Origin of the sequence: Providencia sp. Je.9.19, from assembly GCF_051129765.1 — a bacterium.
In the GTDB taxonomy this organism is placed as follows: Bacteria; Pseudomonadota; Gammaproteobacteria; order Enterobacterales; family Enterobacteriaceae; genus Providencia.
Genome location: NZ_JBCPSS010000002.1, coordinates 540,552 through 556,798 on the forward strand (window position 1 = coordinate 540,552; position 16,247 = coordinate 556,798).

Sequence of the window (16,247 nt, forward strand, 5' to 3'; positions counted from 1 at the left end):
CTAAGTAATGTAAGCCGTTTTCTCGAATCACATGCATTGCACATGATTCGAGAATGCTTGATTGCTGCTTAGGCAACGAGTGGGAAGAAATATCCAAACAACATCGCACCTAAAATTGCACCACCAGCAACGGGTTTTTGCCAGATATAGAAAATTAATGCGCCAATCAAAGAGCCAATACCGATTGGGATAGATGCCGCCATTGCTGCAAGGATAATTAAAGGACCTAAGAAACGTCCTGATGTATTACCCGCTCCCATCATGACATCAGCACCAAAAGTTGAGTTGGCTTGAGCAATGGTAAATTTACGTGCAAATACAATTATTAAGCCTATTAAGACACCAAGCACTAAACCTGTAATTAAAGCGAGCCAAAAGTTAGTGACTAAAATATCCCAACCTGCTGCAAGGAATAGTGCTGGAACGCCGAGGCCAATACCGGTTTGTAGCGCACCGCCAATATCTAAGATACCGACAAGCGACCCTTCGATAATCCGAGCGAAAAGAAAGCTCGCACCGAATGCAGCCACTGCACCGTAAACACCCGTATCGAGTCCTGCACGTAACATGGCAACGAATGCCACTTCGTTAAATGCGCCGAACCCGTAGACTACATACATGTGTGTACCCGCAAAGATCCCGGAAGATAACAACCCAACAAAAATAGGGAAGGACCATTCTGCGTACCAAAAATCTTGTCTATTAATTTCAGTTGTCATGATTATTTCCCGCTCAGCAGTCCGTGGATGTATTCAAGCCACACAGGTTTATCTAAATTAAATGATGTGATCATCTTCAGGTCGAATTCACGGAAGAATCCACTGAGAACGAATAGCAGTACAACGGCTATCATCATGGTACGAGTGATACGATTCCAACCATTATCATCAACACCTTTACCGATTAGGATACCTAAGACTAAACCTGGGATTGCGTTACCCATGATGAGTTGTGCACAACCACCGAAAAGTGTTGCCCAGAAACCAGAGCGACGACCGGCATCCATGGCTGCTAACCAGAAGATAACTGGCATGACAGTATTCACGAGCAAGTTAGCTGCTGGGACTAAAACATTAATTGCTGTTGTTTGCAGTGCGGCAGGTACCGCAGATGCGGTTGTATTTAAGAACGCGACGACAAATGCACCGATAATACCGCAGGCAATTGCCATTTTTTTCGGATTATGTAGTGTTTCTGCTACGTTACGATTTTTAGTAAGTAGTGCAGCCGCACCCCAGTTAGGAATGATACGGTGGTCAACATCTTGTGTGAACGCACCTGCTGCAACAGATGATGCCCATGCGTTAAAGAAAAACCCTAAGCCGAAAGAGAAGTGTGACGCAGGGTCACCTTCACAGGCGTTTAATTCGCCTAATGTACGGAATGCCCCCATCCCTTGTATGGTTGGTGCGTGGAACATACGCGCCGCGCCTGCGCCTAAACCAAAGCCGCAGAGGCCACCGATAATGAGGGACATGCCCAATATTTCTAAAAAAGATGCAGTTTCACTCATGGAATTAACTCCAGACCTGATTGCTATTATTGTTCTGTAAATGGTATTTCGTTGACAGAAAGTAAGGTAACATCCAGCGAAACGTCGAGCACAACACGAAAATGTTCGCGTTTACGTGGCAAAAAGATAAAAAGAAATTTTTCTGTCCGCGATTTCGAGTGAGCACTAATCACTTCAACATCCTTCGGTTCAATCCGTAGAATGATATCAGTGCTATTTTTTAGTACGGTTTTTTGAATTGAATTTAAGGCGTCAGCTATTGCTTTTTGTTTGCTGTCGCCTTGCCCTGTGACCCGTACAACCGTTTCGATAGATTTTTTCATTAAACGTTGCCGTATTTTTTATTAAATGCTTTTACAAGACGCTCGCCTAACTCTTCTTTATCCATAAAACCGAAACCAAGTACATTGCAACCATCTGCAATGGCGGTTTCACCTTCTTCAATAGAGCGCATTCCATAACGTGCTTTATAACCATATTTAGTTTGAGCTGTAATTGCGCCTGCACCGCCGCTACCACAAAAAGAAATACCAAGGTCAGCTTGCTCTGCATTCATGACATCACCGAGTTTCATATCAGCGGCAACACCGGGAACAACAATGGCTTTTCCGCCAGCAGTTTCTACGCCAACCGCGACTTTTTGTCCTTTGCCTAAACGATCTCCAATAACAATAACAATTTGTTTCATAATCATATTCCCTAAAAATTAATCATTAGAACGGATAACTTCGAAGTGAACAGAGAGCAAATATGCCTCTTCTGGTGCCAGCCCTGGCAGCGTGTTGACAACCTTTTTAGCTAACTCAATAGAATATTTAGATATTTCATCAAATAGACTGATATCGACTTCCGGTAAAGCTTCTTTGGTTTTTGCTCTATCCACCATGGCGCGAAGATGAGACTCCAACATTTGTTGTTGCACATCCGTGGTATAGCACTCTTCCTGATTGAGCCAGTCAGTAATCACTGCCAGCAGTTTTTGTGTCACCTCATCGACATTGAGGTTATCTTCTAACATTTTGAAAACGACAACTGATCCACTCATAACTATTTAAAATCCAAAGTAATGTTGCTAGTTGAACTACTCTGTTCCTTGATGACTAATACCTTAATCGGTTCTGCTGTGTTTTTGCAGGTAGTAAATTTCCACTTGGAAGTGGAAATAAGTTGGAAGTGTATATAAGTGGAATATGTCTATTTTATGGTCAAATTGGAAATTAAATGGAAAAATTATCTTTTTATGAATAATTAAAAAAAGATATCTTATTTATATAACAGTAATAAGTTATTTAAATTCAAATTGTTACGTTTTTTAAAATATCGTTGGAAAGTGGAGGAATTAATTTCACATAAAGTGGAAATGATAAATGGGAAGTGGCTGTTTTTTAGTAGTAGTCGTTTCCACTTGAGTGGTTTTAGCGTTAAACGGTGAAGATTAGGCTAAAAACTAAATGATGGAGTTGTGGTTACGATCACGTAAAAGACGGCAACTGCTCGATTTCCATTTGGAAGTGGAAGTTGCCGATAAATTAGAGGATACGCGCCAAACTATCTTTGGCAATTACTTGAAATTCATTGAAATTTTTGACTGTAACTAAGCGGCGAGTGGTTTTTTCTTTGACGAAGGTGACGAATAAATCATAAATTGCCATGGCTTCTTCATAGTCAGATTTACTGATAGCAAGTAGAAAAATGACATAAGCATTTTCTTTAGTTTCTTTGTTCCATTCAATGCCTTTGGGTACCACAATCGTCACAACTACGGTTTTATTCGCGAGCAGCCCTAAAGAGTGGGGAAGCGCAATGCCTTCACCGAGTAGTGTAGAGACAATGGACTCACGTTCTTGTAATGAAGGATAAAAATCGGCGGTCACATAGCCATCTTGTTGTAATTTCTGGCAAACGGTTTGAAATAAGGTTTCTTGGCTGATCTTTTCATTGATTACCATGAAATAACGTTCATCAAAGAAATGTTCGATAATATAGGGACGAGTTTGATCAACCATTGCCAAGCGACCAACTTGTTCTAATTGATAAGGGGTCGGAAAAGGTGCGATCTTGATGACGGGTTTATTTTTTTCAGAAATACGAACGGTAGTAATAACAAAATCTTCTTCAATTTCGCTAAGAGATTCATATTCTTGCAGTGTAAGGCTGCGACTAAATTTTAGTTGCGGAAATTCACGTATAATTTTTGATTCCACGACACGAAATGTCGAATTACCTGAATCAGTGACAACTAAAACTTCTGTTTGGCGAATAGAACCTGCACCATAATTTCGCTCAAGACTCACACCAATATGTACTGCTAAATATCCCAGTTCATCTTCACTAATTGGATGTGGCAACAATTTTTTACTGGCACTGGTGAGGGCGCTGAGGGTCACATCATAGGCAAAGGGATAATATTGTTTTATATCAGATAACAGTGGATTAGGTGTCGAAATATGATACTGCAATCGCGTGATTAGTGCGGCTAAATGTGTATTCAGATCTTTTTTTAGTTTTTCATCATTGCGTAAGTCGTAGTTATACAGGTCATTAATGTAATTCAAAATATATTCAGATAACTCACTGTGGCTACCATTTTTTAGTAACGCGGTATCATGGTGACTAATGCGTTGGGCAATGATTTGATCATGCAAATAACTGAGCTCAGGGCTAGAAAGATCGCTACCTAAAAAATAGATTAATCCCTTAGATATTTCATCACAGGATTTGCGGATCACATCCTCACTTTCATTATTTTTGACTATCGTGGTTAGCTCATGACCACGAGTAATGCGCAAAATAGTCACTGCACAATTGAAAACAAGGTAAAGATGCCCTTCGTTGCTCAGACGAATATCAAATCGATTCATACTGTTATGCAGCACTTTATCAATGTAGGTTAAATCCAGATTGTCTAAGCACTCAGGGTAAAAAGTCGATAAATCATGATTGATTTGTTGAGCGAATCGGCGCAAAAGTGTTTCTGTTATGCAGGCTCGAATCGCCCATTCACTGCCATTGAGCCGAATTCCTTGATGCGGAATACTTTCTAAGATGATTTGGTATCTTTGCAAGTGCTCTCTAACGGCACCCATATCTTGTTGCAGAGTTCCGCGGCTGATGAACCATTCTTCGGCAATATCATCGAGTTTAACGGGAAGCGATAACATCAAAAGTTTTAGCAATAGTGCGTCAATACGCTCTTTGCTGGTGCGAGGAATACCATTTTCTTCTTCATTTTGTTTGGTAAAACTCTCAAACAGCGTCTCGTCATCAATCTTCAAACGATAACCATGACCACGCTCATAAACAATATGCGCACTGTAGCTTTGAATTAATTCATTGATTTCATTTATATCTGAGCGGATGGTTCGTGTTGATACCGAAAAATGCTTTGCCAGCTCATCTTGAGGCACAACCTCATTGAGGATCCGAGCAAAAATTTGATTGTGTCGTTGTTGAGTGAATAGAGCCACGAAAATACCTTTTAATTCCAATAATAATTGATCCTCAAAGATCAACAGCCTCTAGGACTCTACCACAAGCTTATCAATATATAGGGTATGTAAATGCTTAAATTTGCGAATTTGTTCGCAAATTTAAGGGATTTCATGATTAAAATTGTATTTAATGGATTAAGGCTTTGTACATCTTTCATAAACTAAGCTGATTTTTTTATTATTCACCAATATCAATCAATAAGCCGCGAAATGCTTTTTTGGCGCTAATCACTAATTTGGTATCTTGTTGAATAAAAACACCATCATTACAATTCATGCTAATGTCGCTTCCATCATGTGAGTGAATGTTTGCATCACCATGAATAGACTGCAAATAGGCATTTTTACCTCTGAGAACGACCGTAGTTGCGTCAGCTGAGTCTAAGCAGATTTGGCTGATCCAAACTTGTTGACGTAATTGAATGCTGTCATTTTCGCCATCAGGGGAAGCGATTAATTGATTCTTTTTGTCTGTCAGCGCAATCTTTTGGTGTGGGCGGTATTCTTGTTGTGGGCAAGCATTTAGCCACAGTTGTAAGCGTGTTAGTGGTGTTTGTGGGCAGACATTTTCTTCCGTATAACTTAGATCTGGTCGTGGTGAAAGTCGGACACATTCACCTTCATCAGCACGAATGACATTACCTAAGTTATCCCGATATTCAGCATGGCCTTGAAGTATAATATTTAAAATATCAACATGTGGATAAGTTCGGGCTTGAAATGAGTTATGTGGCGCGATAATTTCTTGATTAAGCACTCGAAGTGTTTTGAAGCCCATAAAATCAGGATCAAAATAGTGCCCAAAAGAGAAGGCGTAGCGAGCTTGTAGCCAACCATAGTCTGCTTTTCCGCAATGATTAACGGGTCTTAGTGTCATCATAATGGTTAACCCTCATTCAAATAAATACACCGATAGTATCCTGATATCATAAATAGCTGGACGTTGAATTGTTAGCCAGTTAATCTGTTTCCCTTATTCAAATTTCCTGAAAGAGATACATCATGAGCAAAGAGAGAGCATTAACGCTTGAATCATTAAGGGTGATGGATGCAATCGATCGTCGTGGAAGCTTTGCAGCCGCCGCAGAAGAGTTAGGTCGAGTCCCTTCTGCGTTAAGCTATACCATGCAAAAGTTAGAAGAAGAACTTGATGTAATTTTATTTGATCGTTCAGGACATAGAACCAAATTTACCAATGTTGGCAGAATGTTGTTGGACAGAGGTAGGATATTATTGGAAGCTGCTGATAAACTCACTTCAGATGCCGAAGCTTTAGCAAAGGGGTGGGAAACGCATCTCACGATTGTTTGTGAGGCATTAGTACCTGCTTATTCATTATTTCCATTGGTTGAAAAATTGGCAGCAAAATCAGAGACTCAACTCTCATTGATTACTGAGGTACTTGCTGGTGCTTGGGAGCGTCTTGAAAACGGTAAGGCGGATATTGTTATTGCGCCAGATATGCATTTTCGTACCTCATCAGAAATTAATTCTAAATCGCTCTACAGCATTCAACATATTTATGTGGCTAGCCCATCCCATCCGATTCATCAAGAAGCAGAGCCGTTATCCGATGCGACGCGTGTTAAATATCGCGGTATTGCAATGGCAGATACTGCCCGTGAACGTCCGGTGATCACCGTACAATTGCTGGATAAGCAACAAAGGCTGACGGTTTCATCGATTGAAGATAAGCGTGCCGCGTTGCTTGCTGGGCTTGGGGTGGCAACCATGCCATATCCAATGGTTGAACAGGATATTCGTGAAGGTCGTTTAAGAGTTGTGGGGGCAGAATATACCCACGAAACGAATATTATTATGGCGTGGCGACGCGATAATATGGGTGAGGCTAAATCTTGGTGCCTGCGCGAGATCCCGAAGTTATTTAGGTAACTTATTGATATTTATTATAATAAATTATTCACTGTGGTTGATTTTTTCTCTTAAAATTGATGTTTTTAACTCACTTGAGTTATCACTTCAAAATAATTCAAGTTGTTTTTGCTAAGTTATGAATTTAGAGGCCGCCTAGCGGCTGTGGTGTGATAAAAGAGAAAGCTGACTACCAACATCCTTATTAAAGTTCGGAAAATATATGTCATTGAAAGCCATTGCTAAAGAACTTGGGATTTCGGTAACAACCGTCAGCCGTGCATTAAACGGTTATGACGACGTATCGCAGGAGACACGACTTCGCGTGGAGGCGGAAGCAAAACGTAGAGATTACCGCCCCAATACATTTGCCCGTCGTTTGAAAATGGGAAAGATAGACGCTGTTGGCTTGGTTTTTCCAGTCAATGTCGCGCCTTTGGCGAGTAATGTGTTTCTCGATATGGTCGGGGAACTTAGTCACGAATTGGCGCGGTATGAAATTGATTTATTGTTGATCGCGGATGATGAAGATGCGGACAATCATGGCTATATACGGATGGTACAAAGTCGTCGGGTTGATGCGTTAATTGTCGCACACACGTTGGATGATGACCCTCGTTTGAAGCAATTGCTCTGCTCTGGTTTTCCTTTTTTGGCACTTGGTCGTAGTCAATTATCACAGCCTTATGCTTGGTTTGATTTTGATAACTATGCGGGCACCTATGAGGCTACCCGCTATTTAATTCATGAAGGGCATCAACGTATTGCGCTATTGGGGGAAAATAACCACCAAGCATTTATCACGCAGCGACGTAATGGTTATTTGGATGCTTTGCAGGAAGCAGGTCTGTCTGATAGCTTATTGCGCCGCGTGCCACCAACTCGACGAGGTGGTTTTCAGGCGACACTGGAATTGTTACGCTTACCTGAACCTCCCACCGCTATTCTCACTGATTGCAACATTCATGGTGATGGTGCAGCGATGGCGCTTAGCCAACTTGGCCGTTTGACGGGAGAAAATGCTGTCTCGCTGGTGGTTTATGATGGATTACCACAAGACAGTATCATCGAGATACCCGTGGCATCAGTGATCCAATCTACCCGCCAGGGTGTTGGTTACCAGATTGCTGATATGGTACGGCGACTCATTGCTGGGGATGATTTAACATCTTTGCAGGTACTCTGGCAGCCTGAATTCTCACCAATCAAAACGGGTTAATGATCTTTTTCTAATCATGATAGTTTTTTAAGCAGATCACAGATCCGAAACGTTTTGGTTGTTATCCGAAACGTTTCGGATCAATAGTAAGGCATTCCCTATTATGGAGATGTCTTATGTCTGATTTTATTTTACGCTTACAAAGTGCAGTGACCGATGTGGTGATCAAAACCCATCCATTTGCAGAAATCATTTATTGGGGACCTCATCTAAGTCACTTTTCCTCGCAAGATGCGGCTTGCTTAACTCGTCCGGTTGCTAATGGTCGTCTGGATGTTGATTCTCCCGTCACCCTGATGGCTGAATTGGGGCATGGTTTGTTTGGTGCGCCAGGAATTGAAGGTCATCGTCAGGGATTGGATGCTTCACCGATATTTACGACAATTAAGGTGGAGCAGAATGAACAAAATTTAACCATTTTTAGTGAGGATAAACACGCGGGCTTACGCTTGTGTAGTGAAATTCAACTCGATAGCAGTGGGGTACTGAATGTTCGCCATGGCTTAACTAATTTACGTGAACAGCCTTGGCAGGTAGATCGCTTTGCCGTGACGTTACCTGTCGCCGAGCGAGCGCGAGAAGTCATGGCTTTTCATGGCCGTTGGATCCGTGAATTTCAGCCTCATCGCCTGATCCTTGAACACGATAGTTTTGTGTTAGAGAACCGTCGTGGGAGAACATCCCATGAACATTTTCCCGCAATGATCACCGGTAGTCAGACTTTTAGCGAAATGCAGGGTGAAGTGTGGGGCGTACATTTGGGGTGGAGTGGCAACCATCGTCTGCGCGCTGAAGTGAAAACTGATGGGCGACGTTATCTTCAAGCGGAGGCGCTTTATCTGCCGGGGGAAATAGCGTTGGCGGAAGGTGAAACATTATGGACACCAAATCTCTACGGGAGCTATTCGGCGCAAGGGTTGAACGGCATGAGCCAGCAGTTTCATCGTTACCTACGCGAGCAAATCATTCATTTTCCCGACAATAAGCCACGCCCTGTACATCTCAATACTTGGGAAGGTATCTATTTTGATCACGACCCACAATACATTATGCAGATGGCGGATGAAGCGGCACAACTGGGTGTTGAGCGTTTTATTATTGATGATGGTTGGTTTAAAGGACGAAATGACGATTGGGCAGCACTTGGTGACTGGTATCTCGATGAAAAAAAATATCCTAATGGTCTGATGCCTGTTATTGAACACGTTAAGTCGCTTGGAATGGAATTTGGTATTTGGGTTGAGCCAGAAATGATTAACCCAGACTCAGATTTATATCGTTCACATCCTGATTGGGTATTGGCAATGCCCGGTTATGAGACATTAACTGGACGTCATCAGTATGTCCTTAATCTGAATATTCCGCAGGTTTTCGATTATTTGCTGGAGCGAATGAGTTGGCTTCTAGGTGAACATTTAGTGGATTACGTGAAGTGGGATATGAACCGTGAATTGGTTCAACCGGGATATAACGGTAAAGCTGCGGCAGATGCACAAACTCGTCAGTTTTATCGCTTACTGGATACGCTAGTAGCACGTTTCCCTCATATTGAGTTTGAATCTTGCGCCTCGGGTGGTGGGCGGATTGACTATGAAGTATTGAAGCGTAGCCATCGCTTTTGGGCTTCTGATAATAATGATGCTTTGGAGCGCAATATTATCCAGCGCGGTATGAGTTATTTTTTCCCGCCGGAGGTAATGGGATCGCATATTGGTAATCGCTATTGTCACGCCACTTTTCGTCAGCACAGTATCACATTTCGTGGCTTAACTGCGTTGTTTGGTCATATGGGCTTAGAGATCGATCCTGTGAGCGCCGACCAACAGGAACGAGAGGGTTATCGAAAATACACCGCACTGCATAAGCAATGGCGAGATGTTATTCACCACGGTGTGCAGTGGCGAGTGGATATGCCGGATGCGACGACTCTCGCTCATGGTGTGGTTAGTCAGGACAAATGTCAGGCTATATTCCTCGTCAGCCAACTGGCGATGCCAGATTATAGTTTGATGGCACCGCTAAGAATATCTGGTTTGGAGCCAAGCGCTCGTTATCAACTGACACTGCTTGATCATCCGAACATTCAAATCACTGGCGAAGGTGGGCATACCATGCGTAAGTTGCCGGAATGGATGACGACGTCACAAACGGTGAGTGGTGAGTGGTTACAACAGGCAGGGCTGAGTTTGCCAATTCTTGATCCTGAAAGTGCCATTTTGATTGGTCTGCAACGGGTGTAATTATATTGGGCTGCGTAAAGTAGCCCTAAATAAGGAAGATAAAATGTCCATTAGCGCCAGCAATTATAAACGAAATCCCAATTTTTGGATTTTTGGGATGTTCTTTTTCCTCTACTTTTTCATTATGGCTACCTGCTTTCCATTCCTACCGATTTGGTTGTCGGATGTTATCGGTCTGAATAAAACGGAAACGGGTATTGTTTTTTCGAGTCTATCTCTTTTCGCTATCTGCTTTCAGCCAGTATTAGGCTTAGTTTCTGATAAGTTGGGACTGAAAAAGCACCTGATGTGGATCGTGACTATTTTACTGGTGCTGATTGCACCCTTTTTCCTTTATGTTTTTGCACCTTTATTAAAAACGAATATCTGGCTGGGTGCCTCGAGTGGTGGGGCTTATATTGGTTTTGTTTTCTCTGCTGGTGCGGGAGCAATGGAAGCCTATGTTGAACGGATTAGCCGTAACTCTGGATTTGAGTATGGTAAAGCACGGACTTTTGGCTGCCTCGGTTGGGCGTTATGTGCGACAACGGCGGGTATGCTTTTTAGCATTAATCCCGAATGGGTGTTTTGGATGGGATCGGCTGCCGCATTGTTGCTAGTGGTTCTTGTGGCAATTGCTAAACCGCAAACTAATCAAACCGCTCAGGTGATGGACTCTTTAGGTGCTAACCGTTCTGCTGTGGATTTTAAGAGCGCTATAAGGTTATTTCGTCAGCGTAAAATGTGGATGTTTATTTTGTATGTGGTCGGTGTAGCTTGTGTATATGACGTATTCGATCAACAGTTCGCGACTTTCTTCAAATCTTTTTTCACTACACCAGAAGCAGGGACTCGTGCTTTTGGTTTTGCGACAACTGCGGGAGAAATTTGTAATGCCATTATTATGTTTTGTTCGCCATGGATTATTAACCGTATTGGCGCTAAAAATACCTTGTTGATTGCGGGTATGGTGATGTCGGCTAGAATTATTGGTTCCTCTTTTGCGACGACAGCGGCTGAAGTTATTGCACTAAAAATGCTGCACGCGTTGGAAGTCCCGTTTCTTTTAGTGGGGGCTTTTAAATATATCACAGGTGTTTTTGATACCCGTTTGTCAGCAACGATTTATCTTGTTGGCTTTCAATTTTCAAAGCAAGTGTCTGCCATTTTCCTCTCTGCTTTTGCGGGTAATATGTATGACAGAATTGGTTTCCAAAATACTTATATGATCCTTGGCGGAATTGCACTGAGTATTACATTAATTTCGGCACTAACATTGTCAGGAAAATCGGCTGTGGAGAATAAGGATAATAAGGCTCTAGCGATGTAATTAAGGTGAAAGTATTTATTGTTCATTGAGTTGCTTTATCTGTTTGCCTTGTTTCAGTGATTGTCCTGTATATGATGATGTTATCGAATTTTAACCAAAGACGAGGGGTTGAGGGGATCGTAACAAATATCTCAAGGGACGAATTGGATTGCATTACAACAACCTCTTTCTACATTGTGGGGATTTTAAGATATACTTGGCTAAAATCTGACTTAGGAGAAATTAGAGAAATGTCGCAGAAATTGACCACGCTAAATGATGTAGCTGCACTAGCCGGTGTTTCTTACCAGACGGTTTCGCGTGTGATCAATAATTCTTCTGCGGTGGCGGAGAAAACACGGCTAAATGTATTTTCAGCGATGGAAACACTTAACTACATTCCAAATCAGGTCGCTCAAAAATTAGCCGGTAAACAAATATATACGCTGGGTCTCGCAACTACCGATCTTGCACTTCATGCACCGTCCAAAATTGCTTCTGCGATTAAAAAGCAAGCTAATGAATTAGGCTATAGTGTGGTTATTTCAATGACTCAAGAGCTTGAGGCCGCTGCTGTAAAAAAAGCGGTTAATGAATTATTAGCTCAGCGAGTTGATGGCATTATTATTAATATTCCTCTAAATAATGAGCAGGCAATTGAAATTAATGAATTATGTTGCAATACATTTGTTGTCTTTCTTGATATTGACCCTGTAAGCCCATTACGTTCTATCATGACTAATTCGTTTGAAGGTGGAGTGCAAGGTGCTCGTCACTTAGTTGAGTTAGGGCATAAATCGATAGCGCTAATTCAAGGCCCTGAATCCTCAATTTCTTCCCAACTTAGGTTGCAAGGTTGGATGAAAGTTTTAAATGCAGAAGATATTCAACCATTCTCGTTATTGCGAGGAGATTGGAGTGCCGAGTCAGGTTACCAGCTTGGCTGCCGATTAGTGGCTTATCCAAAAAAGCCTAGTGCTATTTTAGTTGCTAATGATCAAATGGCACTTGGTGTTTTACGTGCGTTACATGAGTCAGGAATTGATGTCCCCAATCAAATTTCGCTTATTGGCTATGATGATACTGACGATAGCGCTTATTTTTACCCACCCTTAACTACTATTAGGCAAGATTTTGATTTATTAGGCCGTAAAGCTGCTGAGTTTATGATCAATTTATTAGCGAAAAGTAATATTGCGCCAATCCAATCGGTTTTACCTACGGAGTTGGTTATTCGACAAACAACCTCTATATTCCAGCTCAACCATGAGTTGAATTCCTATAAACTAGCACAGCAATTACGTAATATTGCTAATAAATTAACCAATGCTTAAGCTGAACCTGCTCGCGCTAAAATTTTAACCATATCACTTAAATCACAATAAACTGTTCTCAAACTGTGAGCGGTTACCTTATTTTTAGATTATTGGCTTTACAATTTCAGTGTCTGTGACAATTTAATTAATAATGTGAGCGTATAACATTATTAATATAGAGGTCATCATGACAGTACAATATTTTCAACATCTCAGTTTGGCGCAAATACTTGCTCGTCGTGATTGGGAGAATCCTGCCACTATCGAGTTCAATCGGTTAGCTTCCCATACGCAGCTTCATAGCTGGCAAGAGCATGATGAGGCTAGAAAAGATAAGCCCTCAAAAAGTATTAAATTATTGAATGGAATTTGGAAGTTTAGTTATTTTACTGCCCCTGAAGCAGTGCCCGTAGAGTGGGTTAATCATGATTTGACTGATGCAGATAATATTCATGTTCCTTCAAACTGGCAATTAATGGGATATGACAATCCTATTTATACTAACGTGACTTATCCGATACCAGTGGCTCCACCTTTTGTCCCTATTGAAAATCCCACAGGATGTTATTCGCTCACATTTGATTTGGATGAGAGTGCTTTGCAACAGGGATATCAACATATTGTTTTTGATGGCGTTAACTCAGCCTTTTACCTTTGGTGTAACGGATGTTGGGTCGGTTATTCCCAAGATAGCCGTTTACCCGCAGAGTTCGATTTAAGTCAATATTTGAAAGTGGGTGAAAACCGCGTGGCGGTTATGGTATTGCGTTGGTGTGATGGTACTTATCTTGAAGATCAGGATATGTGGCGCATGAGCGGTATTTTCCGTGATGTTACTTTGCAACACAGAAGCTCGAGTTATATTTCTGACTATGGTGTACAGACTCATCTTAGTGAGCGATTCACGATGGGAGAGGTCGTCGCGACTACATTTGTAAAGAGCGCTGTAGCCACTTTAGCGTCATTACAAGTACGAGCTGAGCTTTGGTATCAGGACACGCTGATAACGTCACAGCAATCCTATTTAGGTAGCGATACGGTTGATGAGCGGGGATGTTATGACGACCGCGTCACACTATCTTTGACGGTGAATAACCCACTGTTATGGAGCGCCGAAGTTCCTGAGCTTTATCGTTTAGTTCTCACTCTATTGGATAATAATAATCAGGCGATTGAATACGAAGCTTGTGATGTGGGAATGCGTAGTGTAACTATTTCTGATGGATTATTGCGTGTGAATGGCCAGCCTTTATTAATTCGTGGAACTAATCGACATGAGCATCATCCTGAAAATGGCCAAGTAATGGATGAAGCGACGATGCGCAAAGATATTTTGTTGATGAAGCAGAATAATTTTAATGCGGTTCGTTGTTCTCATTACCCGAATAATGCGCTGTGGTATAAACTTTGCGATCGTTTTGGCTTGTATGTCGTCGATGAAGCGAATATTGAAACCCACGGTATGACGCCAATGAATCGTATTTCTGATGATCCTCAGTGGTTAAATGCCATGATGGCTAGAATAACGCGTTTGGTTATGAACCATCGCAATCACTCTTCAATTATTATTTGGTCATTAGGAAATGAATCGGGTTATGGCAGTAACCATAATGCGATGTATCAGTGGGTAAAACAGTATGACCCGAGCCGTCCTGTCCAGTATGAGGGAGGGGGGGCGAATACGCCGGCTACTGATATTATTTGTCCAATGTATTCTCGCGTAGAACAAGACCAACCATTTCCTGTGGTTCCTAAATGGGCGATTAAAAAATGGATTGGCATGCCTAATGAATCAAGACCATTGATATTGTGTGAATATGCGCATGCCATGGGAAATAGTTTGGGTGGTTTTGCGGATTATTGGGCTGCATTTCGTCAGTATCCTCGCTTACAGGGCGGTTTTGTTTGGGATTGGGTTGATCAAGCACTCACCAAATATGATGATGACGTTAGCTATTATGCTTACGGTGGTGATTTTAATGATACGCCTAATGACCGCCAATTTTGTTTAAATGGCTTAGTTTTCCCAGATAGAACTCCCCATCCTGCATTACATGAAGCCAAACATGCTCAGCAATTTTTCAATTTTGAGCTGAAAAGCAAAAATCCAGTCGAACTTAAAATTAGTAGTGATTTCCTTTTCCGTCATACAGATAACGAATTATTACGCTGGCGCTTTGAATGGAATGGCGAAACTGTGAATTCGGGGGAAATAGTGCTTGATATGGCTCCGCAGAGTGAGCAAATCATTACAATTGGCGAATATCCGCAAATCAGTGGTGTGGGAGAACTATGGCTAACGGTTGAGGTTGTTCAGCCACGAGCAACAGCGTGGTCGCAGGCGAACTTAAAAACTGCATGGCAACAATGGCCGCTATTATCCCAGTTAGCAACACTTCCGACAATCAAGTCCGTGCAATCAGCGTTGATTGAAGAACAAGATGATAATGTCAGCATTATGATTGATAACTCTTGCTGGGTATTTAATCGCCGCACCGCAGAGCTGGTTCAATGGTGGAAAAATGAGCGTGCTGGGCTGCTATCACCGCTTAGTGATAATTTTACTCGTGCGCCGCTTGATAATGATATTGGTATTAGTGAAGTTGACCGTATCGATCCTAATGCATGGGTGGAACGCTGGAAGCGTGAAGGACACTACCAACTGACAGCATCAGTTGGTCATTTTTGTGTTGATCATTTGAGTGATGGTGTTTTGGTGCGTACGACGCATCATTATAAAGCATTTGGTCATTGCCTGTTTATTAGCCATAAAAACTATAGATTAACGGCTAATGACAATATGTCTATTGATATCAGCGTTGATATTGCCGCAGGGCACACACAACCGGCGAGAATAGGCCTTACGTGCTGTTTGGCATCGACACCAGTTTCTGTTTCATGGTTGGGTAAAGGGCCATTTGAAAACTATCCAGATAGAAAAAGTGCCGCATTATTTGGCTCATGGACACTTCCCCTTGAAGAGTTGCATACCGATTATATTTTCCCTTCAGAGAATGGCTTGCGTTGCGATACTCGTCAATTATCAATTGGTGAACATCAATTCTTTGGACAATTCCATTTTGGTGTTAGTCAGTATAGCCAACGGCAGCTAACGGAAACATCACACCGACATTTGTTACAACCTGAACAAGGATGTTGGATTAACTTAGATGGCTGGCATATGGGAATTGGTGGCGATGATTCATGGAGCCCGAGTGTTAGCCCACAATACTTGTTATCAGAAAGTCACTATCAATATTGTATTGATTGGCATCATCAGGGCTGATTCGTCGCTACCTAAAAGGACT

General features: G+C 41.9%; 13 protein-coding genes. 6 read left to right on the top strand and 7 right to left on the bottom strand.

Annotated elements, in window-relative coordinates; genetic code table 11:
• Positions 1-68 precede the first annotated feature (68 nt).
• The 7 genes from AAZR93_RS11715 to AAZR93_RS11745 form a co-directional block, all read right to left on the bottom strand.
• The gene (locus tag AAZR93_RS11715) at positions 69-719 is read right to left on the bottom strand and encodes a DUF4310 family protein (RefSeq protein WP_294106581.1); all 651 of its coding nucleotides are present in this window, start codon (positions 717-719) and stop codon (positions 69-71) included.
• Positions 720-721: 2 nt separating this feature from the next.
• Positions 722-1,513 carry a DUF4311 domain-containing protein gene (locus AAZR93_RS11720; RefSeq protein ID WP_294106583.1) on the bottom strand — a complete coding sequence of 264 codons (792 nt, stop codon included), beginning with the start codon at positions 1,511-1,513 and terminating at the stop codon, positions 722-724.
• 26 nt (positions 1,514-1,539) lie between these two features.
• Positions 1,540-1,836 (bottom strand): DUF4312 family protein, encoded by a 297-nt coding sequence (locus tag AAZR93_RS11725; RefSeq protein WP_294106586.1) that lies wholly within the window; start codon positions 1,834-1,836, stop codon positions 1,540-1,542.
• Positions 1,836-2,201 (bottom strand): SFCGS family glycine-rich protein, encoded by a 366-nt coding sequence (locus tag AAZR93_RS11730; protein ID WP_294106588.1) that lies wholly within the window; start codon positions 2,199-2,201, stop codon positions 1,836-1,838. The genes AAZR93_RS11725 and AAZR93_RS11730 overlap by 1 nt, the downstream gene beginning before the upstream one ends.
• A gap of 18 nt (positions 2,202-2,219) precedes the next feature.
• Positions 2,220-2,558: a transcriptional antiterminator gene (locus AAZR93_RS11735; RefSeq protein WP_294106590.1), complete on the bottom strand. Its 339-nt coding sequence runs from the start codon at positions 2,556-2,558 to the stop codon at positions 2,220-2,222.
• 484 nt (positions 2,559-3,042) lie between these two features.
• Positions 3,043-4,980, bottom strand: coding sequence for a BglG family transcription antiterminator (locus AAZR93_RS11740; RefSeq protein ID WP_434719900.1), 1,938 nt, complete (start codon positions 4,978-4,980; stop codon positions 3,043-3,045).
• A 202-nt stretch (positions 4,981-5,182) separates the two neighbouring features.
• Positions 5,183-5,884, bottom strand: coding sequence for a pirin family protein (locus AAZR93_RS11745; RefSeq protein ID WP_434719901.1), 702 nt, complete (start codon positions 5,882-5,884; stop codon positions 5,183-5,185).
• Positions 5,885-6,006: 122 nt separating this feature from the next.
• Here AAZR93_RS11745 and AAZR93_RS11750 point away from each other — a divergent pair, with 122 nt between their 5' ends.
• From AAZR93_RS11750 to AAZR93_RS11775, 6 genes are all read left to right on the top strand, one after another.
• Positions 6,007-6,897: a LysR family transcriptional regulator gene (locus tag AAZR93_RS11750; protein WP_294106595.1), complete on the top strand. Its 891-nt coding sequence runs from the start codon at positions 6,007-6,009 to the stop codon at positions 6,895-6,897.
• Positions 6,898-7,099: 202 nt separating this feature from the next.
• Positions 7,100-8,095, top strand: coding sequence for a substrate-binding domain-containing protein (locus AAZR93_RS11755; RefSeq protein ID WP_294106597.1), 996 nt, complete (start codon positions 7,100-7,102; stop codon positions 8,093-8,095).
• 116 nt (positions 8,096-8,211) lie between these two features.
• Complete coding sequence (locus AAZR93_RS11760; protein ID WP_434719902.1) at positions 8,212-10,335, top strand: alpha-galactosidase; 2,124 nt, start codon at positions 8,212-8,214, stop codon at positions 10,333-10,335.
• A 43-nt stretch (positions 10,336-10,378) separates the two neighbouring features.
• Positions 10,379-11,644, top strand: coding sequence for an MFS transporter (locus AAZR93_RS11765; RefSeq protein WP_434719903.1), 1,266 nt, complete (start codon positions 10,379-10,381; stop codon positions 11,642-11,644).
• 230 nt (positions 11,645-11,874) lie between these two features.
• Complete coding sequence (locus AAZR93_RS11770; protein WP_434719904.1) at positions 11,875-12,957, top strand: LacI family DNA-binding transcriptional regulator; 1,083 nt, start codon at positions 11,875-11,877, stop codon at positions 12,955-12,957.
• Between the two features lie 169 nt (positions 12,958-13,126).
• Positions 13,127-16,225: a beta-galactosidase gene (locus tag AAZR93_RS11775; protein ID WP_434719905.1), complete on the top strand. Its 3,099-nt coding sequence runs from the start codon at positions 13,127-13,129 to the stop codon at positions 16,223-16,225.
• The last annotated feature ends 22 nt before the right edge of the window (positions 16,226-16,247 follow it).

Bases quoted from the DNA above. Each gene is read 5' to 3' on its own strand.
- AAZR93_RS11770 (WP_434719904.1), top strand. From the start codon at position 11,875: ATGTCGCAGAAATTGACCACGCTAAATGATGTAGCTGCACTAGCCGGT.
- AAZR93_RS11735 (WP_294106590.1), bottom strand. From the start codon at position 2,558: ATGAGTGGATCAGTTGTCGTTTTCAAAATGTTAGAAGATAACCTCAAT.
- AAZR93_RS11720 (WP_294106583.1), bottom strand. From the start codon at position 1,513: ATGAGTGAAACTGCATCTTTTTTAGAAATATTGGGCATGTCCCTCATT.
- AAZR93_RS11715 (WP_294106581.1), bottom strand. From the start codon at position 719: ATGACAACTGAAATTAATAGACAAGATTTTTGGTACGCAGAATGGTCC.
- AAZR93_RS11725 (WP_294106586.1), bottom strand. From the start codon at position 1,836: ATGAAAAAATCTATCGAAACGGTTGTACGGGTCACAGGGCAAGGCGAC.
- AAZR93_RS11730 (WP_294106588.1), bottom strand. From the start codon at position 2,201: ATGAAACAAATTGTTATTGTTATTGGAGATCGTTTAGGCAAAGGACAA.
- AAZR93_RS11755 (WP_294106597.1), top strand. From the start codon at position 7,100: ATGTCATTGAAAGCCATTGCTAAAGAACTTGGGATTTCGGTAACAACC.
- AAZR93_RS11765 (WP_434719903.1), top strand. From the start codon at position 10,379: ATGTCCATTAGCGCCAGCAATTATAAACGAAATCCCAATTTTTGGATT.
- AAZR93_RS11760 (WP_434719902.1), top strand. From the start codon at position 8,212: ATGTCTGATTTTATTTTACGCTTACAAAGTGCAGTGACCGATGTGGTG.
- AAZR93_RS11750 (WP_294106595.1), top strand. From the start codon at position 6,007: ATGAGCAAAGAGAGAGCATTAACGCTTGAATCATTAAGGGTGATGGAT.
- AAZR93_RS11745 (WP_434719901.1), bottom strand. From the start codon at position 5,884: ATGATGACACTAAGACCCGTTAATCATTGCGGAAAAGCAGACTATGGT.
- AAZR93_RS11775 (WP_434719905.1), top strand. From the start codon at position 13,127: ATGACAGTACAATATTTTCAACATCTCAGTTTGGCGCAAATACTTGCT.